26 protein-coding genes are annotated in these 26583 nt (G+C 67.6%); 12 read left to right on the top strand and 14 right to left on the bottom strand.

What is annotated here, in order from left to right; translation table 11 throughout:
- Positions 1-9 precede the first annotated feature (9 nt).
- The 6 genes from SALPAC3_RS0100825 to SALPAC3_RS0100800 all read left to right on the top strand — a co-directional run bounded on the left by SALPAC3_RS0100825 (position 10) and on the right by SALPAC3_RS0100800 (position 4953).
- Complete coding sequence (locus SALPAC3_RS0100825) at positions 10-1017, top strand: Zn-ribbon domain-containing OB-fold protein (RefSeq protein ID WP_018219365.1); 1008 nt, start codon at positions 10-12, stop codon at positions 1015-1017.
- Positions 1014-2072, top strand: coding sequence for a thiolase domain-containing protein (locus SALPAC3_RS0100820; protein ID WP_018219364.1), 1059 nt, complete (start codon positions 1014-1016; stop codon positions 2070-2072). Before SALPAC3_RS0100825 ends, SALPAC3_RS0100820 begins: the two co-directional genes overlap by 4 nt.
- Positions 2069-3226, top strand: coding sequence for a thiolase domain-containing protein (locus SALPAC3_RS0100815; RefSeq protein ID WP_026185123.1), 1158 nt, complete (start codon positions 2069-2071; stop codon positions 3224-3226). Before SALPAC3_RS0100820 ends, SALPAC3_RS0100815 begins: the two co-directional genes overlap by 4 nt.
- 35 nt (positions 3227-3261) lie before the next feature.
- Positions 3262-3438 (top strand): hypothetical protein, encoded by a 177-nt coding sequence (locus SALPAC3_RS28205; RefSeq protein ID WP_018219362.1) that lies wholly within the window; start codon positions 3262-3264, stop codon positions 3436-3438.
- Between the two features lie 217 nt (positions 3439-3655).
- Positions 3656-4201, top strand: coding sequence for a DUF4265 domain-containing protein (locus SALPAC3_RS0100805; RefSeq protein WP_232430438.1), 546 nt, complete (start codon positions 3656-3658; stop codon positions 4199-4201).
- Positions 4198-4953, top strand: coding sequence for a 5-formyltetrahydrofolate cyclo-ligase (locus tag SALPAC3_RS0100800; RefSeq protein ID WP_018219360.1), 756 nt, complete (start codon positions 4198-4200; stop codon positions 4951-4953). Before SALPAC3_RS0100805 ends, SALPAC3_RS0100800 begins: the two co-directional genes overlap by 4 nt.
- A gap of 172 nt (positions 4954-5125) precedes the next feature.
- Here the strand turns inward: SALPAC3_RS0100800 and SALPAC3_RS0100795 are convergent, their stop codons facing one another.
- Entirely contained in the window at positions 5126-5848 is a 723-nt protein-coding gene (locus tag SALPAC3_RS0100795; RefSeq protein ID WP_080635100.1) for a response regulator, read from the bottom strand.
- A complete protein-coding gene (locus SALPAC3_RS0100790; RefSeq protein ID WP_018219358.1) occupies positions 5845-6705 on the bottom strand; it encodes a sensor histidine kinase in 861 nt (286 codons plus the stop codon). The genes SALPAC3_RS0100795 and SALPAC3_RS0100790 overlap by 4 nt, the downstream gene beginning before the upstream one ends.
- Positions 6706-6842: 137 nt before the next feature.
- On the opposite strand from SALPAC3_RS0100790, the gene SALPAC3_RS0100780 reads away from it, so the two are divergent.
- Together SALPAC3_RS0100780 and SALPAC3_RS26485 are read left to right on the top strand one after the other, a co-directional pair.
- A complete protein-coding gene (locus tag SALPAC3_RS0100780) occupies positions 6843-8912 on the top strand; it encodes a hypothetical protein (RefSeq protein WP_080635099.1) in 2070 nt (689 codons plus the stop codon).
- Entirely contained in the window at positions 8912-9577 is a 666-nt protein-coding gene (locus SALPAC3_RS26485) for an ABC transporter ATP-binding protein (protein ID WP_332308186.1), read from the top strand. Before SALPAC3_RS0100780 ends, SALPAC3_RS26485 begins: the two co-directional genes overlap by 1 nt.
- 262 nt (positions 9578-9839) lie before the next feature.
- Here SALPAC3_RS26485 and SALPAC3_RS0100775 read toward each other — a convergent pair whose 3' ends face one another.
- The 8 genes from SALPAC3_RS0100775 to SALPAC3_RS0100740 form a co-directional block, all read right to left on the bottom strand.
- A complete protein-coding gene (locus SALPAC3_RS0100775; protein WP_018219356.1) occupies positions 9840-10118 on the bottom strand; it encodes a hypothetical protein in 279 nt (92 codons plus the stop codon).
- 131 nt (positions 10119-10249) lie between these two features.
- Positions 10250-10411, bottom strand: a complete 162-nt coding sequence (gene amcA / locus SALPAC3_RS29150) for a multiple cyclophane-containing RiPP AmcA (RefSeq protein WP_332308157.1) — start codon at positions 10409-10411, stop codon at positions 10250-10252.
- A gap of 445 nt (positions 10412-10856) precedes the next feature.
- Complete coding sequence (locus SALPAC3_RS0100765) at positions 10857-11741, bottom strand: phosphotransferase (protein WP_018219354.1); 885 nt, start codon at positions 11739-11741, stop codon at positions 10857-10859.
- Between the two features lie 7 nt (positions 11742-11748).
- Positions 11749-13110, bottom strand: coding sequence for an NsdA family TPR-like regulatory protein (locus SALPAC3_RS0100760; protein ID WP_018219353.1), 1362 nt, complete (start codon positions 13108-13110; stop codon positions 11749-11751).
- 152 nt (positions 13111-13262) lie between these two features.
- On the bottom strand, positions 13263-16877 hold the full coding sequence (locus SALPAC3_RS0100755) for an AAA domain-containing protein (RefSeq protein WP_018219352.1): 3615 nt from the start codon (positions 16875-16877) through the stop codon (positions 13263-13265).
- Complete coding sequence (locus SALPAC3_RS0100750; protein WP_018219351.1) at positions 16877-17260, bottom strand: hypothetical protein; 384 nt, start codon at positions 17258-17260, stop codon at positions 16877-16879. Before SALPAC3_RS0100750 ends, SALPAC3_RS0100755 begins: the two co-directional genes overlap by 1 nt.
- Before the next feature lie 348 nt (positions 17261-17608).
- Complete coding sequence (locus SALPAC3_RS0100745) at positions 17609-18379, bottom strand: nucleotidyltransferase domain-containing protein (RefSeq protein WP_018219350.1); 771 nt, start codon at positions 18377-18379, stop codon at positions 17609-17611.
- The gene (locus SALPAC3_RS0100740) at positions 18376-19050 is read right to left on the bottom strand and encodes a nucleotidyltransferase domain-containing protein (protein WP_018219349.1); all 675 of its coding nucleotides are present in this window, start codon (positions 19048-19050) and stop codon (positions 18376-18378) included. The genes SALPAC3_RS0100745 and SALPAC3_RS0100740 overlap by 4 nt, the downstream gene beginning before the upstream one ends.
- Positions 19051-19365: 315 nt before the next feature.
- Between SALPAC3_RS0100740 and SALPAC3_RS28200 the strand changes: the two genes are divergently transcribed.
- The 3 genes from SALPAC3_RS28200 (at position 19366) to SALPAC3_RS0100725 (ending at position 21503) form a co-directional block, all read left to right on the top strand.
- The gene (locus SALPAC3_RS28200; protein ID WP_018219348.1) at positions 19366-19527 is read left to right on the top strand and encodes a hypothetical protein; all 162 of its coding nucleotides are present in this window, start codon (positions 19366-19368) and stop codon (positions 19525-19527) included.
- 10 nt (positions 19528-19537) lie between these two features.
- Complete coding sequence (locus SALPAC3_RS0100730; protein WP_026185122.1) at positions 19538-19798, top strand: hypothetical protein; 261 nt, start codon at positions 19538-19540, stop codon at positions 19796-19798.
- Positions 19799-20051: 253 nt separating this feature from the next.
- Positions 20052-21503 (top strand): MFS transporter, encoded by a 1452-nt coding sequence (locus tag SALPAC3_RS0100725; protein WP_018219346.1) that lies wholly within the window; start codon positions 20052-20054, stop codon positions 21501-21503.
- Between the two features lie 44 nt (positions 21504-21547).
- Here the strand turns inward: SALPAC3_RS0100725 and SALPAC3_RS0100720 are convergent, their stop codons facing one another.
- Positions 21548-22579 carry a cell envelope lipid trafficking protein PgfA gene (locus SALPAC3_RS0100720; RefSeq protein WP_080635237.1) on the bottom strand — a complete coding sequence of 344 codons (1032 nt, stop codon included), beginning with the start codon at positions 22577-22579 and terminating at the stop codon, positions 21548-21550.
- Between the two features lie 171 nt (positions 22580-22750).
- Between SALPAC3_RS0100720 and SALPAC3_RS0100715 the strand changes: the two genes are divergently transcribed.
- Positions 22751-24265, top strand: coding sequence for a FadD3 family acyl-CoA ligase (locus SALPAC3_RS0100715; protein ID WP_026185121.1), 1515 nt, complete (start codon positions 22751-22753; stop codon positions 24263-24265).
- Positions 24266-24281: 16 nt separating this feature from the next.
- On the opposite strand, the gene hsaB is transcribed toward SALPAC3_RS0100715, so the two are convergent.
- The 3 genes from hsaB to hsaD are packed head-to-tail and all read right to left on the bottom strand — an operon-like array spanning position 24282 to position 26583.
- Entirely contained in the window at positions 24282-24839 is a 558-nt protein-coding gene (gene hsaB / locus SALPAC3_RS0100710; RefSeq protein ID WP_018219343.1) for a 3-hydroxy-9,10-secoandrosta-1,3,5(10)-triene-9,17-dione monooxygenase reductase subunit, read from the bottom strand.
- A complete protein-coding gene (gene hsaC / locus SALPAC3_RS0100705) occupies positions 24836-25735 on the bottom strand; it encodes an iron-dependent extradiol dioxygenase HsaC (RefSeq protein ID WP_018219342.1) in 900 nt (299 codons plus the stop codon). The genes hsaB and hsaC overlap by 4 nt, the downstream gene beginning before the upstream one ends.
- Complete coding sequence (gene hsaD, locus SALPAC3_RS0100700) at positions 25732-26583, bottom strand: 4,5:9,10-diseco-3-hydroxy-5,9,17-trioxoandrosta-1(10),2-diene-4-oate hydrolase (protein ID WP_018219341.1); 852 nt, start codon at positions 26581-26583, stop codon at positions 25732-25734. The genes hsaC and hsaD overlap by 4 nt, the downstream gene beginning before the upstream one ends.

Below are 26583 nucleotides of genomic sequence, written 5' to 3'. Positions count from 1 at the left end.
CTGAGCCTCGTGGATACCGCTTCGGCGCCCCCGCTCGCCGCCCCGCTGGACATCGCCTTCGACTACACCCGCTCCCTCGGTCCGGTCCTGGGGCGATTCATGACCGGCCTACGCGACCGTCGAGTGCTCGGCGCCCGCACCGCCGACGGCCGCGTCCACGTTCCCCCGCTCGAATACGATCCGATGACCCACACCCCGGTCACCGAGCTCGTTCCCGTCTCGCCCACCGGCACCGTGACCAGCTGGACCTGGACCGACCGGCCGCTTGACGGGCAGCCCCTCGACCGACCGTTCGGCTGGGCACTGATCCGGCTCGACGGAGCCGACACCGCGCTACTGCACGCCGTCGATGCCGGCACCCGGGAGTCGATGCGGACCGGCATGCGGGTCCGCGTCCGCTGGGCCGCGGAGCGATCCGGAGACATTCGCGACATCGCCTGCTTCGAGCCCGGCCCGGGCCCACCCCGCGCGCCCGACGACACCACCGGCGGCGATCCCGGCAGCGCGCCCGGCACCAACAGCGATCCCGCCACCAGCGACGATCCTGTCACCGGCATAGTGACTCCGATTCGGCTCTCCTACACGCACACCACCTCCGCCGAGGAGAGTCGATACCTGCACGCGCTCGCCGAAGGACGGCTGCTCGGCCAGCGCTGCCCGGCCTGCCGCAAGGTCTACGTACCGCCCCGGGTCTGCCCGGCCGACGGCCTGCCGACCGAGGAGGAGGTGCCGGTCCGCGACCACGGCACGGTCACCACGTTCTGCGTGGTCAACGTTCCCTTCGCCGGGCAGCGACTGGAGCCGCCGTACGTGGTCGCCCAGGTCCTCCTCGACGGTGCCGACATCCCGATCCCCCACCTGATCCTCGGCCAGGCCGGCGACGTCCGAATGGGCATGCGGGTGGCCGCGGTCTGGCGGGACCCGACGACCTGGACCACCACCCCGGAGAACATCGCGCACTTCCGTCCCACCGGCGAACCGGATGCGCCGTACGAGTCCTACCAGGAGCACCTGTGAACCCTGCCGTCGCCGTCATCGGCTTCGCCCAGGCACCCTGCCGACCCTCCGCGGGGACCACCAGTGGCGTCGAAACCCTCGTCCCGCTCTTCCACCAGGCCCTGTCGGCGGCCCGCCTCGACCGGCGCGAGGTGGAATTCTGGTGCTCCGGCTCCTCGGACTACCTCGCCGGCCGGGCGTTCTCCTTCGTCAACGCGATCGACGCGATCGGGGCATACCCGCCGATCTGTGAGTCGCACGTGGAGATGGACGCGGCCTGGGCGTTCTACGAGGCGTACGTGAAGATTCTGGCCGGCGAGGCGGAGACCGCGCTGGTCTACGGCTTCGGCAAGTCCTCGGCCGGCCTGCTGCGCCGGGTACTGGCGCTCCAACTCGACCCGTACGTCGCCGCGCCGCTCTGGCCCGACTCGGTGAGTGTCGCCGCGCTCCAGGCCCGGCTCGCCATCGACGCCGGGCTCGTCACCGAGCAGGCCATGGCCGAGGTGGCGGCCCGCAGCCGGGCCGACGCCAGCACCAACCCCTACGCCCAGGTGTCCGGGCAGCCAACCGTCGACGAGCTGGTCGCCGCCCCCTACGTCGCCGACCCGCTCCGGGCACACGACTGCGCACCCGTCTCCGACGGCGCCGCCGCACTGGTGCTGGCCGCCGGCGAGCGCGCCCGCCGGCACCGGGAGCAGCCGGCCTGGATCAGCGGCGTGGCGCACCGGGTCGACCCGCAGGGCCTCGGCGAGCGGGACCTGACCACGGTGCCATCCGCGACCGCCGCGGCCGAGGCGGTGGCCCTACCGGCGGACCTCGACGTGGCCGAACTGCACGCCCCCTTCACCCACCAGGAGCTACTGCTGCGCACGGCACTCGGCCTCGGCGACCGGGTCCGGATCAACCCGTCCGGGGGTGCGCTCTGCGGCAACCCCATGTTCTCGGCCGGGCTGGCGCGCATCGGCGCCGCCGCCGAACAGGTCATGACCGGCCGGGCCCGGCGAGCGGCCGGGCACGCCACCAGCGGGCCGGCGTTGCAGCAAAACCTCATCTGTGTGCTGGAGGCGAGGTCATGAGACGAGCAGCCGTGCTGGGTACCGGGCAGACGCAGCACCAGACGCGCCGTACCGACGTGTCGATGGCCGGGCTGTGCCGGGAGGCGATCGACCGCGCGCTAGCCGACGCGGGCGTCGACTGGCCACAGATCGACGCGGTCGTGCTTGGCAAGGCGCCGGACCTGTTCGAGGGCGTGATGATGCCGGAGCTGTTCCTCGCCGACGCGCTGGGAGCCGCCGGGCGCCCGCTGCTGCGGGTGCACACGGCGGGTTCGGTCGGCGGTGCCACCGGGGTCGTGGCGACCAGCCTGGTCCGGGCCGGTGTGCACCAACGCGTACTCGCGGTAGCGTTCGAGAAGCAGTCGGAGTCCAACGCCATGTGGGCGCTCTCCATCCAGCCGCCCTTCACCGCGCCGATCGGAGCCGGGGCCGGTGGCTACTTCGCGCCACACGTCCGCGCCTACATTCGACGCTCGAACGCACCCGAGCACGTCGGGGCGATGGTCGCGGTGAAGGACCGGCGCAACGGTGCGCTCAACCCCTACGCGCACCTGCGCCAGCCGGAGATCACGCTGGAGTCGGTGCGGGCCTCGCCGATGTTGTGGGACCCGATCCGGTACGACGAGACCTGCCCCTCCTCCGACGGCGCCTGCGCGATCGTGATCGGCGACCAGGCGGCAGCCGAGGCGAGCGAGCGGCCGGTGGCCTGGATCCGAGCGACGGCGATGCGCACCGAGCCGACCTACTTCGCCGGCAAGGACCACGTGAACCCGAGGGCCGGCGCCGAAGCTGCCCAGGCACTGTGGCAGGCGGCCGGGATCACCGACCCCCTCGCCGAGGTCGACGTGGCGGAGATCTACGTGCCGTTCTCCTGGTTCGAGCCGATGTGGCTGGAAAACCTGGGCTTCGCCGAAGCCGGACACGGCTGGAAACTCACCGAGTCGGGCGAGACCCAGATCGGCGGACGCCTGCCCGTCAACCCGTCCGGCGGGGTGCTCTGTTCCAACCCGATCGGCGCCTCCGGCATGCTGCGCTTCGCCGAGGCGGCCAGGCAGGTCATGGGACGGGCCGGCGAGCACCAGGTGGCCGGAGCGAAAACGGCGCTGGGTCACGCGTACGGCGGCGGGTCGCAGTTCTTCTCGATGTGGGTCGTTGGCGACACCGCGGGTCGGTGAAGTAGGTACAGGTTCCAATCGATGGGGAGGTCCAGATGAACACCTTCAAAACCCTGTTCCTCAGTGCGGCGATCGGCGTGGCGCTCGCCGCCCTCGGCATCGCGGCCACCATGGCAGCCCTCAGCCCGACCGCCGCCGAGGTCGCGAGGGAGATGGCCAGCGAGGAGGACTTCGACCCAGCCGCCCCGCCCGCCTTCTACGGCACCCGCTGACAGCTGCCCGCCACCGTCAACCCGTCACTACGGCCTCCCCGCCAGAACGCGTCCAGCGCGTCGACGAACGCTACGACCACATACCCCCGAAGAAACCGGTGGCCACCACGGGCTTGGCGCTGGGCCGGGTGAATCTGACGCGCTGCGCGACGCCTATCCTCCGTACCCGTAAGCGTGGTCTATCCGGCACATCGACTACTCGTGAGGTGGGTACGGCGTGGCATCGATAGCGCCAGACAGGCAGGTCCCGGACGAAGCTGGTCTGGTCAAAGTCATGTTTCGGTTCCGTCCGCGTGCGGGCTGGCTTCCCTATGACACCGAGGGCTTGTGGGCGCGGCCAGTAACCGTGGAAACTGCGCGGATTCAGAGCGCGCCGTTCCTGCAGGACGGCATCGCCGAGGGAGACGTCGTCCGCTTCACGACCGACAATACCGGTGTGCGATGGGCAGTCGAGCGCGTCCAGGCGTCAGGCAACTGCACGATCCGGGTCCTGCCCTTGCCGAATGGCCCGCTCGGACGGAACGCAGGAGCGGTGCACGAGCAGTTCGCGGGCTTCGGCCTTGGCGGTGAGTCCTTCAATGAAGAGTTCCCGTTCGTGGCCTTAACCGTGCCCGCCGATGCCGACTTGGCCGCTATCAAGGCGCTGCTGCAGTCGGGGACGAGCCTTGGCTGGTGGGCGTTCGAGGTGGGGTGCGCTACCGACGCCTGGCGTGACGCACGTACGAGGAAGGTCGGTAGCGACGAAGGACGAGACGCAGCGTGACCACCCTCGGCGATCTCGACCACGCGAAACGCGCTATCCGGCAACGCGTCTGGGATCTCCTCGAACGCGGCAACGCCGCCTCGTCCGGCGTGCATGGTCACATCCCCGACTTCGCCGGGAAGGAACAAGCCGCAGCTCGCCTGGCCGAGCACGACCAATGGAGGAGCGCCCGCGTCATTAAGTGCAACCCCGACCGCGCCCAGTTGCCCGTTCGGGTGCAAGCGCTACACGCAGGCAAACTGCTCTACATGGCGGTACCGAAACTCGCCACGACCAAACCGTTCTACCTGCTCGATCCCGCAGCCCTCACCGTGCCCTTCGAGATCGCCGCCACCAGCGCCGGTGCTGCCGACGTCGCTCCCCTGGTCGGACCGCAGGAGATGCGCCCGGTGGACCTCGTTGTCTGCGGAAGCGTCGCTATCGGCCAGTCCGACGGCGCACGAATCGGCAAAGGTGCCGGCTACCCGGACCTTGAACTGGCCCTCCTCACCGATGCCGGTCTCATCACCGAAAGCACCATCATCGCGACCACCGTGCACGAACTGCAGGTCATTGACGACGTCCTGCCCAACGACAAGCATGACTTCAGCGTCGACCTCGCGATCACTCCTACGAGAGTCTTGTCCTTCACTCCCGACCAGCCCCGGCCCGCCGGCAGCGTGGCCAGCAAACTCCGACCCGAGCAACTGGAGACCATCCCCGCGCTCGCTGAGGTGATCCAGCACCAAGACCCTGACCGGCAAAACTCCTGAGCACATCCCGCAAAGCGGGGCCGCCAGGGAAGGAGGAGTAGAAGGTCGGGGTGCCCGACTGTCCCATGGCTCCGCTCCCGCCCGGACCTGCCCAGAAGCAGACGCCCCTCAAGCCAGGAACCGTCGCAAAAACGACTACTCCTAGGAGGTGTGCAGCCCTCCTGCGGAATCGTCACACTATTCCCCGACGCCGCTGGTCAGGTGCGGGAGCAGCCACCGGAATCACCAGGCCGCAATCATATGCGGTGATCACAAGTTGCACCCGGTCGCGGGCGCCAAGTTTGCTCAGCAGATGCGATACGTGAGACTTGACAGTCTTGACAGCGATGGTGAGATGCCGGGCAATCTCGTCGTTAGACAGCCCCTGCCCGATGAGGCCCAGCACCTCCACCTCCCGGGACGTCAACTGTTCGAGCCGGGACCGCACTGGGCCGGCAGGGCCGGTGGGCCGAGCGCCAACGTAGTGCTCGACCAGACGCGCCAGGATCGATGGAGCGAATAGCGACTCGCCGTCACACGTACGCCTGATGGCATCCAGCAGATCCTCGGGCCGGCTGTCCTTCAGCAAGAAGCCAGCTGCTCCGGCGCGGAGCGCATGAAAGACGTACTCGTCAAGGTCGAACATACTCAGGACCAACACCCGGGTGTGCCCGAGCTCGGGTAGTCGGCAGATATCTCGGGTCGCGTCAATGCCGTCGAGCCGCGGCATCCTGACATCCATCAACACGATGTCGGGGGCCAAGGTCTCGGCGGCGGCGATCGCCTCCATCCCGTCGCCGGCTTCTCCAACCACGGTGAGATCGGGTTCGGAATCGATGATCATCGCGAGGCTCCGTCTGAGTAGGAGCTCGTCATCAACGACAACGACCCGCAGCGGTGGCGCTGACGCAGTCATACCGTCCCTTCGGGCAGGGTGACCGCCAAGCGAAACCCCGCGACTTCCCCACGCTCCTTCGCGCGCGGCCCTGCCGTCAGGGTTCCCCCCAGGCTGCTGACCCTCTCCCGCAGACCGACGAGACCAAGGCCGGCGCCGGGTCGAACGACCCAGGCCCGACTCGGCCCTCCGTCGTCAACCGCCACGCACACCGCGGCTGGGGTCCGCGTCAAACCAATTTCTACAGTAGTCGATCCGCAGTATCGGGCGCTGTTGGCCAACCCTTCGCGAACGACCCTGCAGATCGCCACCTGGATACCCGGCGACACCACGCCGAGATCCCCCTGAGCCAGGGTGACATGTAGACCGGCCCGCCGGGCGCCCTCAATGATGGCGGGCAGGGACGCCAGTGTCTCAGTCGGATGGCGGGCAGGCAGGCGGTCAACCTCCCGAAGCGCATCCATCATTCGGCGGAGCTCCGCCGTCGCCGTCCTGCTGATGGCCTCCACATCCGCAATAGCCGCCAGCAACACCTGATCGTCCGGCTTGCGCGCATGCAGGTGGGCGGCGGCGGCTACTCGTACAGTGATCATGCCCAGACCGTGAGAAACGATATCGTGCAGGTCCCGGGCCAGGTGCAGACGCTCGGCGAGTACTGCCTCCGCGACATCCCGACGCGCCATCGCCGATTCATGCTCACGCCGCTCGACCAGCAAGCGGACTATCGCCCAAGCGGAGATTGCCGCGAACATTGACAGCAAGACAGCCACGAACGGCCAGGTAAGTCCGAGCACGAGAACGGCCACCAGCACGACAAGCAGCATGCCGGGCGGCAGCAGCAGCCATGACCGTCGGAGGCGGTACCAGCTCTCGGTCATGCGGCGCAGCCTACCGTTCCGGTCTCGGTGCCGCCCGTGCTCGACGTGCGAATGCGAACCCTCCGGGTAGCCGGTGTCAGACCACGGTCCGACGGACTCAGGGCCGAAGAGCGACCCTCAAGGCCGACCACGGCCCGATGCGCGCCGGCGAACACCTTGATTCAGTGGATACGGCGAACGTCATCGTGCTCGCCGCAATGTCCACGGATCGCTCAGGAGGGTCGTTGTACAAGCGTGTGGTAGTCGCGGTCTCGGGTGCGCTGTTCTCCCTGATGGCTTTGGTGGCGGTGATAGTCACCGATCTACACGACCGAGACTTTCCACAGGCCATAACTGCACATAGCAGGCTGGGCCTGGACTTCGGAGAGTCGCAGTTCAGCGACAGGGAGGCGTTTTCGGTACTGACGCAGTTGGACGCCGACTTGAGCCTGGGCCTGCTACGGATCGCACCGGACCTGATCGGTGACGGTGACGGTGACGGTAACGAGCAGATCTTCGTAGCACTCAACGACGGAAATCTGCCCGCGACGTTCCACTCGTTCAGCGGCGTCGGCACGGCACGGATTGTCGACCGGGACCGGCTGACCAACTCTTCACCGGACGGTTCGTACCTGGTCAGCGGTTCTCTCTCGGGGCTGACAGAGTTGGAGAGCCGGCTGGCCGGCAAAGGCGTACGGGTGACGCGCACCGATGCCTCTGTGATCAGCAGCCTCGGGTTCGTCCTGCAGGAGGGTGGCTTCGCCGTACCCGTCCTGGCCGCCTTCGCCCTAATCGCGACGCTGGCGCTGTTCTGGTTGTCGATGAAGGCGCGCAGCCGCGCACTCAGGGTGCTCGCCGGATGCCCCACGCTACGCATTCAGGCGCAGGATCTGGGCGGGTTTGCGGCCGCCCTCCTCCTCCCAGCAGCCGCTGTCACCATCGCTGCCACCAGCTACGTTGGCCTCGCTCGTGGTTGGCTCTACATCGACGTCTTCGTCAAGGTGCTGGCGGGCGTGGAGGGCACGGTCATCGCGGTAGCGCTCTTCGTTGCCCTGATCATGTCGGCCTCCGCCTGGCCAAGCACGGCGATGCTCGCTACTCGGCAGCCCGCGGTGAAGAGCCTTCGTTTGGCGGCCGTGGTCCTCCAGGCACTGACCTTCCTGCTGGTGGTAAGCACCGCCGACCCGGCCTGGTCGGCATATCGCAACTCCTCCGCTCAAGCCGCGGAGATGGCACAGTGGAAGAACCTCGCGAACCAGGTCACGATACAGCTCGGGATAAGCGACGATGAAATGACCAGCCTCGAACCGTTGATCGGCAACCTTGTTGAAGACGGCGAAAAGGCCGGAATGATCGCCTCCTCATACACCTTCCACAACGAGACATGGGGCAGCGGTTTCGGTGACTACTCAGCAGTTTCCTTCGTAAACCAGCAATGGCTCGACCTGACGACCATCAACGCACCGGCAGGGGCGCTGACGCCGGTGCCGTACCAGGACGTGAGCGGCATGCTCTCCCGGGAGTTCACCGATACGTTCTCCCTGCTGTCGAGAGGGAAACGACCCGGCACGGAGGTCCTGTCGGGATTCGAATATCTGCAGCCTGCCAGCGGATTCCGGCTACCAGTCGCCCAGGGTGGCGGTGGAGATCTCCACTTCTTGGGCAATGTTCTCGTCGCCATCGTGCCCTCCCTGCACCAAACCTTCAACGACCGAAACCTAACTTCCATGCTCTCGACGAGAAACGTTCTGTTCACCGGCGTGGCGGCAACCCAGGATTTACTCGAGCGCAACGGCCTCTCTGCCGGGGCACTGGTCGGCCAAGGGGTCGAGGGCGACCTCAGTATCGTCTACGTCGCGGAGCGAGGGATCCTCCGAGCACAGTTCATGGCATATATGGCCTGGCTGATGAACCTCGCGCTCGCCGCCCTGGCCGTCGCCTTCACGGTCGCGACCCTGATCAGCGCGCTTATCACCGCCCTACTGCACGTAAAGCGCGACTTCCCCTTGCGGCTGTCCGGCCGCCCGTGGGCGCAGATCCTACAAAGCCGGGTGATGAGGGAGTCGCTGGCCGGATCGGCACTCATCGGTCTCGTCGCGCTATTTCAGAGGCCGGACAACATCGCGGCACTGCTGGTAGCCGCGCTGTGCGGGATGATTATCGTGCCGCTGGGGCACGTGTGGGCCGCGAGTTGGTTTTTCTCCGGCGTCAGCAGGCGGCGAATCTGATGGGAATACCGATGCAAATTGAAACCCAAGGTGTCTCCGTGGTAATAGGTGGACGTTCGGTGCTCAATAATGAGTCCGTACGCTGCGAGCCCGCGACGATGACCGCCCTCGTGGGTCCAAGCGGGTCAGGAAAAACAACTCTGCTGCACTGCCTCGGGCTGCTACTCCCGGTCAGCCAGGGTCAGATTCTGATCGATGGCAAGGATGTCACAAAGTACGGGTCGGCGGCGCGGCGTCGATTCTGGCGGGACCACGCAGCATTCGTACTGCAAGACTACGGCATCATGGAATCAGAATCTGTTGCCTTCAACGTAACGATGCAATCGAGCCAGCTGGGCAAGCGGGCCTCCGGGGACGTACGGCGACTGGCGCAGATTCTCGATCGGACTGGGCTGGCCGACCGGCCAGATGAGGCGGCCAGCCACCTTAGTGGTGGTGAAAGGCAACGACTCGCCATAGCTCGGGCCATCTACAAACGAGCCGCAGTAGTATTCGTCGATGAACCCACTGCCTCGCTGGACGCCATAAACCGGCGGAAGGTCATCGATTTGTTAACGAAGTTTGCCACCAACGGCTGCACAGTCGTCGCGTCCACGCACGACCCGGAAATGATCGAAGCGTGCAACAAGCATCACGAAATTGGGAGCGGACCGGCTGTCGCGTAACCCTACCGCCAGGCCATGCGGCTTCTCACCCTCATGACCGCCAGCACCAATACCGGCGCTGCCGTACCCATAGCCGGTCAAACCCCTTGCTGAGCGCGTCGCGCAGGCGCTCGGCGACGGCCCGACGACTCGTCAGCTGGCGGGCCGGGGCGGCTGTTCGTCGATGTATGCCGGGGTTGACTCCAACACGGTCTCCCACGACCCTGCGCAGTGCACCACCAAGGCCGAATCACCTGGGTGGCACTGATGACGTCAGTGCCATTCATGAGGGTTTCTCTTCATCGGGAGAGGCCCTGATGGCGATCCGGTAGGAGCGGTAGTGCCGGGCGGGCCAGCCAAGGAAGCGGTCGAAGACATCCGCGGCACTGCCGGTGTCGCTGGGATGGAGCTGGTGCAGATCCTCGATCGCGTCGTGCAGACAACTGGCCAGGTAGAGAAAGAGGCTGACCGGGCTGTCCCGGTGCTCCGTCAGAAGGGCGACCTTCGCCGCTCCGCACGGCCACGGATGGCCGCATCGGCGGCACCGCCACAGCGGCCGCATGGGCAGATGCGGCCGGGGCAGCCCGGCGCGGACCGCCCCGGCTGACCGCTCTGGCGGAGCCAGCGGCCGTAAGGAAGGGCGTTCCGCCGGCTCGGACGATTCAGCGTCCGCGGGGCAGCCTCCGTCGCTGTTCATCGGGGATCGCGCTCCCGTGCCTGCCGCTCGAAGACGATTCGCCAGACGTACGTCAGCAGCGGCGGATCGGTCGGTCCCGGCTGCATCGGCAAAGCCGAAGTTAACCGAGGTCGTGGCAGGTCGCCGACCGTTGCGTTGCGTGAAATATAGACAGTCATGACCGGACGCCACTTTGACTCGCTGTGTGAGTGCGGTGGGCTTGTCGACACGCCGGCAAGCCCACCGCCACTGGCCGGCGACCGGGAGCAGACCGCCGGCCACCCGCCCACGCAGCCCTGATAGCAGTACGCGAGCGAGGAATCACCCGTGCGGTTGACGGAGTGCCCGGTGGGGACCATTTTCGGTGCGTTGGGTCGTATTCCGACCCGCCGCCGTAGGGCACGTCCATCTGAAGCTCCCTGGTGTGACATTGCCGCTGGCCCGTCGGCGCGCCATGGCGGTCAGGACGGTCCTAAGCCATTCGCCGACGTGTTTCTGGCCTCTACGATCGCTGGCGGCACCGCTTGGAGATAGACCCAGCGTGGTTGGCCACGGTGGGTCTCACCATGACCGTCTTAGGTCAATACGAAGAAAACGGGGGCGGCCATCGTTACGAAACTTGGTTCAGAGAATGTGCCAGCGACGGAGTTCCGGCCCGTCGTCAACAAGGCCCGTGATCCGGTGGTGCACCTCGTCGGCGGCCTCGGTCCCAGACCGGGACTTGCGAGCGTTGGTAGCGATCATCTGCAGCTCACGAAGCTGGCACAGTTTCTCGAACCCTGGCCAGGATGTGGCGTCCCAGCCGTAGGCTGCGGTGAAGTCGGCGAAGGCATCCGCGCCTGGTGGGTCGAACCGGCGGCAGTGGACAGCCACGGTTGCGATGTCCCACTCCCGGGGTCCGACAGCGGCACCGTCCCAGTCGGCCAGTACGGGCGTGCCGTCGAAGTCGCGCAGCGCGTTGCGGATCTGGGGATCGGACTGAATCATGCTCGTGCCTCGGGGAAAGCACATCGCTTCCCAGCTGGCCGTCATTGCTTCAAGCCGACACATCAGCAGATCCCGTTCCTTGTCGTTCAGGATCTTCGCGCGGGTGACGGACCGCTCGATGCTGCGGATCGGTCGGAGTACGGGCAGTGGCACCGGCGGAGCCGGCAGGGCGTGCAGGTCTCGGAGCAGCGTTCCGAGCTCGGAGACGGTGATGCGGTTGTCGTACGCCGGGTCCAGCCGCTGCCAGACCGTGACGACGTGCCCACCCACCCGCAACGGCTGGACCAGTCCTGGGTGAAGGCCCACGGTGGGGAACCCTCGGTCCACCAGCCAGTGGACCACCGCCACCATCCCGCGCACCCGTTCGAGGCCATGGTCTCCGGGGGCGATCTTGATAACCACGTCACCGACTGCGTACACGGCGTTGGTGTGGTGCCGCAGCAGGGTCGCGTCCAAGTCGTGGTAGCCAAGGCGACGACATACCTCGGCGAGCACCGGCCGGGTGCGCGCCTCGACGAACATGGGGCTCCTAGGGACCGGGTGCTGCTGTGGTCCCAAGCCTACGGGCGCTCTCGCGGCAGGCCCGCACATAGTCCGTAAGGACCGCGACCTCACCAGGCCGGCTCTCCTCAGGGATCGCCCTTGTCACGTCGGTGGCCCTGGTCAGGATGATTTCGGTCCGTTGCGCCTCGGGTAGGTCCGCGACAGCATCACGCGCGGTCACCGCCGCTTCGGTCGCTCGCCGGTCCTGGGCAAGGCACATCGACCGATCCAGGGCGATGAGCGCCGCATCAATAGGTACGGCCGGAGCCGCGCCGTAGAGCCGCAACGCCTCTTCCTGGATCCGATACGCCTCACCCGTGTCACCCAGCCAGGTGTAGGCACCGGAGAGGTAGAACAACAGCCGCTTCACCGGGAACCGGAAGGCCACGTCGGTGTCCTCGTCACCAGCCTGATCGAACAGCCGACGCGCCTGGTCAATTGCCGACTCTGCCTGCTCCGCAGCACCGATTCGGGCCAGCGCACGCGCCCGGCCTGCGGCTGCCAAGGCAGCAGGTGACGATGCGATGGATGTGACCGCCAAAGCTGCGTCAGCCAAAGCAACAGTCTGGGTCGGGTCCCCGAAATAGTACGGCAGCATCGCCGCTTGGGCCCGCACCAACACCCTGAGACGAGCCTCCCCACTGTCGTCCGCCGCGTGGATCGCCGTGCCATACCAACGCCGAGCCTCGGCCGCATCCCCGAGCCGCATCATCGCATCAGCGCACATCGTGGCCAGCAACGCCGCCACCCCGGAAATCCGGGCCTGAACCGCCGCCGGCTGCCGCCGAAGGGACAGCATCTGAACCTCCCGGCAGTCGGCAGCCAACAACGACAGCATGACCTGAGGCGAGGCCGACGGGTAAAGCGTCATGTGCTCGCTTGCGGACTCCTCAATCAACTCAAGTTGCTGAGGAGCGACACTTGTCAACGCCAAAGCCTCGTCCAGGCCAAGCCGTAGTCTCGCCAGGCCGCCTACCTCCACGCTGGCGTCCGCACTTGCCAACGGACTGTGTGCTCCGCTATCCGCGGCCACGACATCGGAGTCCCCACCCACGCGGGTGCCCGCGTCCCGGCCGAGTCCCATCGCTGGACGCGGGATGCTAAGGCCGACCGCGATTCGCTCCAGCACCTCGTAGGCCGTTACCTGACGGATGCCCTTGGCGATTTCCGCCGCACGGTTCGACGAAATCCCCACGAGAGCCGCAATCCTGCCGTAAGACACGCCCCGAGCGTGCAGGAAACGGAAGACCGCGGCAACGTCCCGCCGCTGCAGGAATTCACCGATCGGGCGGCCGTTCCAGACTCCCGACCTCCACCACTCGGGATTCACCTGCGAGCCCACAATCACCTCCGATCGAACAAGTACCTATCGTCAGCACCACGCATTCACACCATCACATCAAGTCGGGACAGGTCGAGTCGCTGGATGCCCCACAGGATCGAGACTGGTGACATCATCCGGAACCCCCACCGTGGGCCCTCACGGTGCTTCAGGAAGGGCTACCGACGCACATCCAAACCATCGATCTGTTCCTGCCCGGACCGCGTCAGAGTGTCGACTAACTCTGACGCCACCTGCTCCGGCTCGGCCAGGCAACGCCATGCCGGCACCCGACGGACCGGTGTGGCACCACTGATGACATCGATTCGAGCGAGTACCCGACGTAGTCCCCGGCCCACGGGGTCGCCCGCCGGATCGTCAACGACGACGGCTAGCTCGGCAGCTCCGCGCCCCACCACGAGGTCAACAGCCCGGCCAGCCACGGGGACGTCGCGCCGCACGGTAAGACCGACGCTCCGAAGTGCCAGGTGCAATCGGTCTACTGGCACATTCGCGGTCCCTGATTGAGCATCGGCGGTAGCATCAGGGACCAACGCCAAGGCGGTCAGCAGGCCGCGTTGCCCCGACCACCACGACCGGTCACCGACCACGACGAGCTGGGATCGCGCCCTGGTGATGGCGACGTTCCACAAGTTGGTCTGGTGTACCAACCAGCCTCGGGTGCGGTCCGGAATGCCATGCGCCCCGATCGGTGAGACGACCATGATGTCCTGCTCGCTGCCCTGAAACTTGTGAATCGTCGCGCAGAGCACGTTGTCTGTGCGGCCGGCGTCGCGAAGGGCCGCGGCCAGGCGACGCTGGTGCGCAGCGAGCGGCGTGACCACCCCGATCGAGACATCGGGGTACGCCGTCCGTAGTTCCGTCACCTCGGCTACGACCGCGTCGATCTCGACCTGGTTGAACCCGGACCCGGTTGTGCCGCGGCTGAACTGGCCGGGCACGTGGCGCCAACGAACTGCGGGATCGGCCGCAGCGGCCAGTCGGGCAGGATCTGTCAGCACGGTAAGCCGACCCTGATAGACCTCCCGGTTTGGCACCTGCACGATGTCTGGGTGGCACCGGTAGTGCTCGTCAAGGAGGTACGTCGCGCCCGCGGCGGTGACGAACGCGTCGTACGCGGAGTGGGCCGTGTAGGTCAGCCGCCGGGCGGTGAGCCAACCGGTGCTCAGGTCCGCTCGGGCCCGTTCCGTGACGTCGTCGGCCTCGGACAAGTCCACGACGGGTGCGAGCTGACGCGGATCACCGATGAGCAGTGCCCGCTTGGCCCGGTAGAGCATGGGCAGAATTGCGGGAATCGTGCACTGCGCCGCCTCGTCGATCACCACGAGGTCGTACAACGCGGGACTCCGCTTCAACCGCCGGGCGGACAGGGCGGTCACGGCCCAGCCCGGCAGCACCCGGAGCAGCTCCGGGAAGTAGGCCCAACTGTCCGACTGCGGCTTGGCCATCTCGTCGGCTCGGTCCTGCAGCAGGCGTGCTCCCGCAGCCACCCTGCGGGCGATCTGGGCGTGCAGCAGGTTCACGCTGAGGTTCGGCCGTTCGGTGCCGATCAGGTCGGCCAGTCGCCGCCAGGAAGCATCGGTGTCGGGCAGCTCAGTGAGGAGCCGCCGGCTTTCCCGCCAGCGCAGCTCGAGCACCGCCCGCTCCGCGAGCGCCTCGACAGCGTGGCGATCCGCGACCTGGTACGACCGCAGCTGCCACCGGTACCACCAACCGAACCACCTACTGACGAGCCCGCGGTCGGTCAGCCGGACGAGGTGTGCCAGGGCCCTGTCGTCGGCGGGCAGCGGTGCCACACCGTCGCCCGCATCGGCCCCACGCTCAACAGCCAGATCGGCGAGGTCGCGTTCGAGCAACCGCTGTTGGTCGAGCATCGCGCGGAGTCTGGCAGCTTCTTCGCCCAGGAGCCGCAGTTCGTGTCGGAGCGTATGGTCGTCCGACGTCGTGGGCCGCTCGCCCGGCGGGTACGCCGCGAGAATGTCGGCGATGTGCTTCGGCTCCTGCGTCCGGTGTTCCTTGTTGCCGGTGCGCATCAGCAGACCCGGGCCGATCAGGTCGGTCACCCGGTCGAGCACCGAGTCGACGGCCTGGTTGCTGGTAGAGCCGATCAGCACGCTCTGTCCGGCGGCGGTGGCGGTCGCCAGCAGGGCGGTGACGAGTTGACTCTTGCCGGTGCCCGGCGGCCCCTGGGCCACCGTCAACGGCTGGGACATCGCCGCCTGGATGATCTTTTCCTGCGCCTCGTTCGCCGCGCTCATCGCCACCGTCACGACTGGCGTAGCCGCGGCTTCGTCCGGGCGGAGAGCCAGCGCGCCCAGTGCCGTCCCCTGGATGAGCCGCGGATTCTTCACCATGCCCCGTAGATCGTCAACGAGCTGCCGCTGCGGCGACTCGGCAGCATCGACGGTGTACAGAATCGCGGCGTTCTGCACCCCGTTCACCGGTCCCGACCTGATGGTGCCGCCGAGCACCGCCGGGTCCAACTCCGTGACCGGTCTCAACCCGAACGTCTTCACGAGCACATCTACGGTGGCAGCGATGGCGGTCGGATCGCCGGGCGCGAATGCCTGCTCGACACGTTGCCGCAGTTCGTCGCCCTCCACCTCAGAGAGCTGGAACAGGTCGACGAGTGCGGCGCTGGGGCGGGGTGGAAAGGAGGCGTGCAGGACGTTGTCCGCGCCAACGGTGACATCGCAGACCAGGAGCGGAGCGAGCCGGAGTGGCTTCTGCCGGGCCGGCCGAACGGCGACGACCGGATAGCCGTATTGCAGTTCCCGGCCCTCGGCGCGGGCCCGAGCGGCGAGTTTGGCTGCCGACCCGGCCAGCTGCACGGGCGTAGCCGAGGAGAAAACCGCTTCGGACCCTGGTGGTGCCGCGACGTACGTCCCGGTCGCCCGCGGGTCGATGAACGATTGCAACACGGTTGAACGCTGCATGCAGTTGATGTAGTAGGTCACCAGGCGACGCCACTGATCCGCGTCGAACGGCGCCTCGTCCGTCGGGCTCGAAGTAACGGCGGTGACCTGCCGCCCCGCGGCGGCGGAGCCCGGCGCCGTCACCAGTCGGATCGGCTCGGTGACGCCCTCACTCGACTCAACCGGCGTGTGCTGGCGGCGCCGGGCCATCTCCGTCGGGGCGTACCGGGAGAGGTCGTTGGTGGTGATCCAACCATCGTCCGAGGGCCCCTCGGCCGCACCCCGTAGACCATTGAGCAGCACCTCAGTGAAGACGGACGGGTGGTCCGGCCCCTGCGCCTTGGACGCCTTCAGGTGCGTGCTCGACGTCAGGATGAAGGTGCCACGCTGACGCTTGAGGCGACGCGGCTCTTCCCGCACCCCGCCCCGGAACCGGTGCCGCGCCGTGAACGCGCCAGAGAAGCAACAGTCAAGCAGGACCACCTTCTGACTGGCCTTCGTGTCGTTGAGTAGATGACGCAGCATTCCGTCGGTGTCGAACGCGGTGGTGTGCAACTGCCCGGTGACCGTGTCGGTCGCGGCCAGGAACAGCGACTGACCATCACCGTGCAGCACCCCGTGGCCGGAGTAGTAGAGCAAAGCCAGGTCACCCGTGCGTCGCGCGCCGTAGAACTCCTCGACGACCTGACGCAGGTGTGCCGCTGGCAGGTCCAGTTCAGCGCGTACGGTGTCGAACTCCCCGGCACCGTCCAGCAGCGTCTTGAGCTGCGCCACATCCTGGCGTACCGAGGGAAGGGGTGCGAGCTCACTGTCCATCTGGCAGGTGGCGGTGCCGAGCAGCAGGGCGTGCCGTCCCATCAGAGACGGGCCCGTTCGATTGCGGCCCGCGCTGTTCTGACCAATTCATCGGTCTGGGCGTGGGTGGGCCGGTCGATAGTCATTTCGATGTCCCCGACTCGCAGGTGTACCCGGCGGCCGGTGTGGCGCTGGAGGAAGCTCAGGACCACGTCAACCAGCGCTTGGACGTAGCCGGGGTCGGTGCCCGTCAGTACGGTTACCACGCCGAGCATCAGCTCTGCCGCGCCTTTGGCGTCCGGGTTGACAACGGGGTTACCAACGCGCTCCACCTCGCCGCCGATCTCGCGGAGACTCTCCGCCAGCTCGTCGGTCAGCTCACCGAGGACGAACTCGTCGTCGTCGGTAAACGGCGTGAAGTCGATCTGAACCAGGACGCGAGCCATCCAACCTCCTGCACGAGCGGTGCGACCAATCTACGGAATAGGTTCGCGTTGGGGCCGAGACTGTCGGCTTGCCGATCAAATACCGCCTACGCACCGCCCATCGTCCTCCTGTGTAGAGTTGAAAATTACTCCAATCGAGAGTCCCAAAGATAGGCACGGTCGCCGTGCCGCGGGCACAGATGACCCAAACGATCCGCGGACCCGACCACACCGTCGCCTACGCGCCGGCACGGGCAACGCCTTTCGGGCATACCTTCAAAACAGCCCTCAATGACCAGGTGCATCTGGCCCTCGCCGGCCCCGGCGGGCTTGACTGCCCGCCGAGCAACGCCGTCTGGAGGTACATGCTCAAACGTTCGCAGAAGCGCACGAGGTCGCCAGGCGGGTGCGCACCACCAGGTCGTGCAGGGCGCCCACGGCCGCCGGGGCTGCGGAGTCGGGCAGCGCGGACATGTCTCGGGCCGCCTCCAACTCGGCGCGAAGCCGCGGCACGTCGGCGGCGAGTCGCGGCGCAGCGTCCACGGGCAACGGTCCCTGCTCGGCCTCCCGCTTGGCGGCGATGAGGTCGGGCACGTACGGCAACCCAGTCCCGAGCACGCCGAGGTCCGTCTCGAGGCGACCGGTCCGCATCAGGTGGATCCCGGTGAGCAGAACGCGCAGCGTGTACAGCGCGGGTTTGAGCTTCCCGGTCCTGGCGTACAGGTTCTGCTGGGTGGCCGCGAAGCCGAGGTAGTGGTGCGCATGGTGACGGGTGATCAGTCGTGGGGCCAGCGACGTGAGCTCGGCGTGCACCGGGCTCGTGACGACCACCAGCGGCGACAACACCTGCTCCAGGACGTACCCGTTGCGGCTGTTCAACAGTTTGGCGAACTTCAGCAGGTCGTGGCTGACCACGTCCAACTCGACACCGTCGCGTACGCCGGTGTACTGCAACGTCTGCGGCCCGGTGCGCAACCCGACCACCTCTGCTGGTGGCAGTAGGTGCGCGCCGCGCAGATCAAGGTCAGAGTCGACGGACGCGAAGCCGTACAGGTGCGCACCGCTGACGGTGGCGAACAGCAGCGGCCGGGGCAGCATGCGCGCGGCCTCAGCGGCCCACGGCGGCACTTCGGTGGTCACGACAGATTCCCTTCCCGTACGGCGATGAGCAGCCGATCCACGGCATCGCGGTCGGGCAGTTCCGGTAGCGCGGTGGCGGCCGCCGCGTCGGCGAGCTCGGCGAGCAGGTCCGCCGCCCAGGCGGCGACCGTTTTCCAGGGCAGCTCGCCGCGCCGCACCGCGAGCAGCTTGTCGCGCAGATGCCGCACGTCAACGAGGACATCCCCGGTACGCAGCACATGTGTACCGGCCACCAGCAGCCGGATCATGTGCATGGCCTGCTTGTGATTCGTCTCGCCGGTGCGATCGCGGCGGGAGGCCACCCGGTTCAGCTGATCCCGGGCGTAGCCGCCATACGTCTCGGCCACCCGCCGCGACAGGAACGCCTGCCGCGCCGCCAGCAACCGTTCCCCATCTGCGGTGATTGCCTCGACGAGCGGGGACCAGAGCACCTCCAGAACCGTCGGGTTGCCCTGCAGAGCAAGCAGGCAGAAGCGTTCGAACTCCCAGGAGAACTGCTCCGCCGCCGGCCCGTCAACGTGGGTGGGCGGCTTGTCCAGGTGCCAGAACGCGCGGGTCGGCGCCGCGAACACACCACGCCGGTCGTAGTCAGAATCCGGTCCGTGCAGTCCGTACGCCCGTGATCCGACCACGACGGAGAGGACGGTACGCCGCTCGACAAGCTCGATCACGCCCAGCGACGCTACCGGAGCATCACCCGGCAATGCATGATCTATTCCCGGCGGGACCGGGCGTCGCTGGAAGGGTAAACACCTCGCCGGGCGGAGCGGTGCCACGGGAATGGAACAACCGGAAATCATGGCGCACCACCCCGGATCCCACCCCCACCCCCACCCCGCCCTGCCCTGCCCTGCCCCGGAGACTGCAGGCCAATGCCAACCGCAGCACGGTGCGTGCTGCGTGCTGCCGCCAACCCCCGCACCAATCCCACCACGGGGCGAGGGAAGACCCCATCGCGAAGGCGAACCCCGGCGTCGGTCTCCCCGGTGGGGCAGCTCGACAGTCAGCAGCACGCCACCACCACCGCCGCCGTCGCCACCACCGCCGCCCGAACAGGTGACGCTCCGGGCGTGGCCCCCGGCGGTTTGCCGATTCCGGTTGCCAGCCCGCAAACGGTGTTCGACACTTTCCTCACGTATCCGATTTGAGGGGTTTGATATGGCTAGGTGTGATGTCTGCGGGAACGACTACAAGATGCCATTTCAGGTGCACATGGCCAACGGCGACGTGCACACCTTCGACAGCCTCGAGTGCGCCAACCACAAGCTCGCCATGAACTGCGAGCACTGCCAGGTCAAAATCGTGGGCCATGGCATCGAGGTCTCCGGCCGCTTCTACTGCGGCACCCACTGCGCCCGAACCGAGGAAGGGTCCCTGGCCACCGAACTGCGCGGCACGTTGACTGCCCAGCCGGCCTGAGTGGGGCGGAAGGGGGCGGCAGGGCCTCAGTAGCGAATCCGCGTGTGCCGCCGCCCCCACCGCCGCCGAGAACCACGACCGCCAGCCTTGCCCCGACCCCACCGGCTGGCGAACACCGCCTAGTTGTCCGCCGGGCAGCGGGACACCGCCACCGGAATCCCACGGCCGGAGCAGTCCATCTCGTACCAGGTGACTGGACCACGTCGGCAGGCTCGTACCCAGCAGGCCGCTGCCCCAAAACCAGGCGGTAAGGATGTCACGGTGGGAAGCGCCGGTAGGGATCGCGCACACCCGACCCTGGCGAGTCCTCAACATCGCGCTGGTCGTCTCGTTCATCAGCTGGATCGACATCGGTGCCATCACCGTGATGTTGCCCTCCATCGACGAGGCGCTCGGCACCGACGACAACGTTCTCCAATGGGTCGTCTCCGGCTACTCACTGATGTTCGCGCTCGCCCTCGTCCCCGCTGGGAGACTCGGCGACGCCAAAGGCCGGCGTCAGGCCATGCTCATCGGCCTGGCCATGTTCGTCGGAGCCAGCACGTTGGCAGGACTGGCCAACTCCGGCACGGTGCTGGTGATCGCCCGGCTCCTCCAGGGCGCGGCGGCGGGCGTCCTCGCACCCCAGATCACCGCCCTCGTGGAGCGACTATTCCCCCCCGCGGAGCGCGGACGCCCCTTCGGCGCGGTCGGTGCCACCTCCAACGCGGCCACCGCCGTCGGCCCACTGATCGGCGGCCTGGTCATCGCCGGGGGCGGAGCGGACCATGGCTGGCGGCTCGTCTTTCTGATCAACGTCCCGATCGGGATCATGGCGGCGATACTCATCTGGCGTTTCTTTCCGAAAAGGCCGCTTCGTCCCCAGGCCGACCGTCGCCACGACGTGGTCGGGACGCTGCTGCTCGCCCTCGGGATCATGTTGGTGATCCTGCCCGCGCTGCAATGGCAACAGTGGATGGGGTGGCTACCGTGGCTGTTGGTGCCAGCCGGGCTCGGCGTCCTCGTCGCCTTCCGATCCTGGGAAACCTCCACCATCCGGCGCCACCCGCCGGTCTTTGACTTTCGCCTGTTCACCCACCGGCCGTACCGCCTGGGGCTGCTGCTCGGGTTCCTCTTCTACGCCGGCTTCGTCTCCCTACCGCTGATCTTCAGCTTCCACCTGCAGTACGGGCTCGGCACCAGTCCACTGAACACCGGCCTGACGCTCGCACCGCTCGCGGTGGGCTCCACCCTCGGCGCCGTGCTCGGCGGACGCTACGTTGGCCGGCTTGGCCGTGCCCTGCTGGTCATCGGACTCATCATCGTCCTGGTGAGCCTCGCCATCATGACCGCTCTCACCGGCTTGCAAGGGGGCGCCTTCTCGGCCGCGACCGTGTTCCCGCTCTTCCTCGCCGGAATCGGCAGCGGCCTCGTCATCACACCGAACAACACCCTGGCGCTAGCCCAGGTGCCCAAGCCCGACGCCGGCAGCGCCGCCGGCATGTATCGCACCATGCGACAGATGGGAGCCGCGGTGGGGCTGGCAATGATCACCGCCACCCTGCTCGCGGCGGTGGCCGCCAACGACGGACGCTGGTCAATCGCACTTCGCTACGCACTCGCCGTGGAGATCGGCATCATCGTCGCCGCCCTCCTCATCTGCCTCGTCGACATCCTCGGCGAGCGCCGCGACGAACGGAAGCGCGCAGCGCGGACGAGCCGGTAGCGCAGAGCGTGGTGGACCTCGTTCAGCCGCTGCCCTCGCGGAACTCAGGAGTCGACCTGAGTGGCGGTTGCTGGTCCGGGCCCCCGGGACCGCCCCCGACGCGCGAGCACGAACCCGGCCCCGGCGGCGAGGAACCCCACCACCAGGACGCCGATCGGCAGGTAGCGACCGAACAGCAGCAACTGCGCCCGACCATCTTGGGCCTGTTCGATCACCGCGTCGGCGGTGGCATCGTCGTACTGGAAGGTGGCGTTCAAGATGACCACCGGCGGCCCGACGTCTGGCACCAGCTCGTGATGCTGCTGGTCGCGGTAGCCCAGAATGCCACCGGTCATCGGCTCCACCCAGAGCGTGCGGGAGGCGCGGTAGCTCATCGTTGCGCCTGTCGCCTCCGGTGCCAGGAAGCCAAGCAACTGGGCCAGCGCCTCCTCGTCCATGTCGAGGCCCCGCTGCGGGATGGTCTGTTCGAAGCGGTACGTCTCCAGGCCGGCAATCTCCTCCACGCCCTGGTACCGCATCGGCAGCGACTGCCGCAGGGTGCTGTCAAAATACTGGTAGGTCTGCTTCTTCGTATCGAAGGGGAACAGGTACAGCTGCCCGGTGTACGCGATGTTCCCCGCCTTGCACCCGGTGGCACCCAGCTCCTCGGCCACTACGTCGTTGTAGCACTGGCCCTCCCACTCGGCGGCGGCGCCGGACACCCGGTCGAGGGCGATGCGGCTCTCGGACCGCTCGACCGGCAGGTCCCGATCGACCCAGTCGGTCGCTTGATACACGTTCCAGATGAGAGTTTCACCCGCGAGGCTTCCGGTGAGCTCTGCGGCGGTGTCGTTGTCTGGCTTGATGCCGGTGGCCGAACGCAGAGTACCGGTTTCGACGGTCACCGCGGGGTCACCGTTGGGCAGCGTCCGGGCGCTGACGAAGGTGGCTGATGGCGCGACCACCACGATGTCTGGCGGCGTCACATCGTAGGGCACCTGCTTGAGCGCCGGCACGATCAGCCATACCAGGCCCACGGCTGCGACAACACAGAGTAGCCCCAGACCGAAAAGAGCCGCGCCGATTTTCTGTCGCATCAGCACACCCTCCCTTTAGGTGAAACTTGTTCTAAGCTACTGCCACTTACCCGGCAGGGAAACCCCTCAGCAACACGCCATTCGCCGCACCGTCATCCACTGGCGCCAATACCCGCTCCCGCGTAGTCTGACCAAGCACTTGCTTGGCCAACATCGCGCCCGGGAGGTCCGATGATGCCGTCGATCCCAGCGGCCCTACACCGGGCGGCGCGTGAGTTCAGCTCGGCGCCGGCCCTGGTGGAGCCCGGCGTCGCGCAGCTGAGCTACGCGGAGCTCCGCGCCGAGGCGCGGCACGTGGCACGGGCTCTGATCGCCGCCGGGCTACGCCCGGGCGATCGGCTCGCACTCTGGGCACCGAACTCGACGCAGTGGGTGCTGGCCGCCCTCGGCGCGAGCTACGCGGGCCTCACCCTGGTGCCGGTCAACACCCGGTTCACCGGGATCGAGGCGCTCGACGTGATCCATCGAAGCGGTGCCAGCGGACTCGTCGTGGTGGACCCGTTCCTCGGCACCGACCGACTCGCCACGCTGCGAGCCGCCGCGACGGCGGAGGGCAAACAACTCCCTCGCCTGGTCGTGCAAGTGCCCTCCGGTTGGGAGGAGTTCGTATCCCGGGGCGGGTCGGTTCCCGAGCTGGAGGCCGACGCCCGCGCCGCCGCGGTCAACCCCGACGACCTGAGCGACATCCTGTTCACCTCGGGCACCACCGGGCGCAGCAAGGGGGTGATGAGCGCGCACCGGCAGTCGGTGGCCGTCGCTGCCGCCTGGGCCGATATCGCCCGGCTGACCCCCGACGACCGCTACCTCGTGATCAACCCTTTCTTCCACAGCTTCGGCCTGAAGGCCGGCATCCTCGCCTGCCTGGTCAGCGGGACCGCCATCGTGCCGCAGGCGGTCTTCGACGTACCCCGGGCGATGGCCCTGATCGCGGACCAGCGGATCACCGTCCTACCTGGTCCACCCACCCTCTACACCAGCCTGATCGGTCATCCCGACGCTCGGCGATTCGACCTGTCGAGCCTGCGCCTGGCCGTGACCGGAGCGGCCACCGTGCCACCGGCCCTCGTCGATCAGATCCGCACGGAGCTCGGCGCGGACGTGCTCACCGCGTACGGGCTGACCGAGGCGGTGGTTGCGACGATGTGCCGGCCGGGCGACAACGCGCAGACCGTGGCGCAGACCTCCGGACGCGCAGCGGCCGGATTTGAGATCCGCATCGCCGACCCGGGCGGCGAGGTCCTGCTGCGGGGACCGAATACGATGCTCGGCTACCTCGACGACCCGGCCGCCACCGCGGCCGCCATCGATGCCGAGGGATGGCTGCACACCGGCGACATCGGGCATCTTGACGAGCGCGGCTACCTGACCATCACCGACCGGCTCAAGGACATGTATGTCTGCGGCGGTTTCAATGTGTATCCGGCTGAGGTTGAGCGGGCGCTCGCGCAGCTTCCGGGAGTGGCCGAGTCCGCGGTGATCGGTGTGCCCGACCCACGGCTCGGCGAGGTCGGGAAGGTCTACCTGATCTGCCGCCCGGGTCACTCGCTCAGCGCGGCTGAGGTGATCGAGTTCTGCCGGAGCCGACTCGCCAACTACAAGGTGCCGCGGTCGGTGGAGGTCCGGTCCGAGCTACCGCACAACGCCTCGGGCAAGATCCTCAAGTATCTGCTCCGCGCGGAGAGTTGACAGCTGCCGAGGCGCGCTAGATCCAGTCGGTGTGCCGGGGCCACGCCAGCAGCGTGTCGACCACCTCGGGCGGCTCACCAGTTGGCATCGGCGCGAGGGCGCGGTATCGGCCCTTGAAGAACAGCAGCGGACGGTCGTCGCGGCACTCGCCGAGCGCGGTCACCCGGCCCACCACGATCGCGTGGTCGCCGCCCGGATGCACGGCCTCAACCCGGCAGTCGGCCCAGGTCAACGCTCCGGTAAGGATCGGCATACCGGCCGGGGAGGGAGCCCAGGCGACATCGGCGAACTTGTCCGCGCCCGTCGCGCCGAAGACCCGGGACAGCGGCCCGTGTGCCTCCGCCAACACATTGACACCGAACACCCCGACGTCGCGGATCCGTTGCCAGGTGGTGGAGCCCGCCTGCGGGCAGAACAGCAGGAGCGGTGGGTCCAGCGACAGTGGGGCGAAGGCCTGGCAGGCGAACCCCGCCGGGCCTTCGTCGTTGAGCGTCGTAATGACGGTCACGCCAGTGCAGAAGTGGCCGAACACCCGCCGAAACTGCTGGGTGTCCACCACGGCTGCGGCGGTCACCCGACTCGCTGGAACTGGTGGCCCCACACGCTGTGCGCGGTCGTCTGCCGAGCGATCCAGGTGCGGTCGTCCACGGTGTCACCGTCGGTGCCGTACTCGATGTCGAACCCACTCGGGGTGCGCAGGTAGAACGAGATCATGCCGTCATTGGCGTGCCGGCCCAGGGTCGCGACCATCGGGGTCTTGTTTCGGGTGCCACGATCCAGGGCTCGGCCGACGTCATCGATGGTCTCGGTCTCGATCATCAGGTGGACCAGGCCACTGGGGGCTGGTATTGGAGCCAGGGCGACGCTGTGGTGTCGCGGGTTGCAGCCGAGAAAGCGCATCCAGAGTGGTGTGTCGCTGGGCGGCAGGCCGATGGTCTCGGGACGCAGTCGCATCGAGTCGCGCAGCCGAAAGCCGAGCACCTCGGTCCAGAAACGGAGCCCGGCGGCGTCGTCGAAGGTCGGCAGCACCACGTGCCCCATGCCCTGCGCACCCGTGACGAAGCGGGTGCCGTACGGGCTGTGCGCCGGGCGGCTGTCGAGCTCGGCCCCGCAGTAGAACTCCAGGCGGTTACCGGAGGGGTCATCGACGCTGACCATCTGCGCCACCCGACGGTTGGCCAGTTCGTCAGCCTCGGCCGTCTTGATCACGGTGCCGGCCCCCTCGAGGACGCCGGTCAACTGATCGAGCGCGGCGGGATCAGCCAGCTCCCAACCGCTGGCGGCCAACCGGTCCCGCTCGCCGGGTACCACCACGATCCGCGCGGGCAGGTCGTCCATGCGGAGATAGGCGGCCTCCGGGTCGGGGCCACGGCCCTCGGTCATGCCGAGCACCTTGACGCCAAACTCCCGCCAGGCGGAAACATCGGTGGCTTCCACCCGGAGATAGCCGAGGGATCGAATGAGACTCACGGGCGGTTTCCTTCCAGGAAATCAATGGCGAGGCGATTGAACTCGTCGAACTTCTCCAGGTGTGCCCAGTGTCCGCAGCCACCGAAGACGTGCAGTCGGCAGCGGCGGATCAGCTTGAGCGCGACCAACGCTCCATCGAGCGGGTTGACCCGGTCCTCCCGCCCCCAGACCAGCAGGACCTCGTTGCGCAGCCGGTGGGCGTCGCGCCAGAGCAGACCCTCCTCGTAGAGATCCGGATCGGCGAACGAGGCGCCCAGCGCACGCATGCCGCGCAGGGCGCCTCGGTCGGTCGCGGCCCGCATCCGTTCATCGATCAGCTCGTCGGTGACGAAAGACTGGTCGAAGACGAGCGTGCGCAGGAACTCGGCCAGCTTCTCCCGGCTGGGACCGGGTGGGGCGCCGAACGCGGTGAGCCGCTTGACCCCCTCGGTCGGGTCGGAGGCGAAGACGTTGAGGCTGAGCCCGCCGGGGCCCATCAGCAGCAGCCGGCCGGCCCGCTCCGGATAGCGCAGGGCGAACCGGACCGCGGTGCCGCCGCCGAGCGAGTTGCCGATGAAGTCGACCCGGTCCAGGCCCACCTCGTCGAGCAGGGCCGCGAGCCGGTCGGCCGAGTGCGTGAAGTACTGCCGGCCACTCGGGCAGCTCTCGGACCCGCCGTATCCCGGTTGGTCAACGGCGAGGGTGTCGAATCGCTCGGCGAAGACCGGGATCGTCCGCCCGAAGTTACTCCATGCCGAGGCGCCGGGCCCGCCGCCGTGCAGCAGCACGACCGGGTGTACGCCCACCGGCCCGGCCCGGTGATAGTGCAGCCCGGCGGCGGTGGCATCGATGATTGTGCTGGTCGTCAT

This window comes from Salinispora pacifica DSM 45544 (genome assembly GCF_000378845.1).
Taxonomy (GTDB): Bacteria; Actinomycetota; Actinomycetes; order Mycobacteriales; family Micromonosporaceae; genus Micromonospora; species Micromonospora pacifica.
This window is presented reverse-complemented; position numbering and strand designations above follow the sequence as displayed.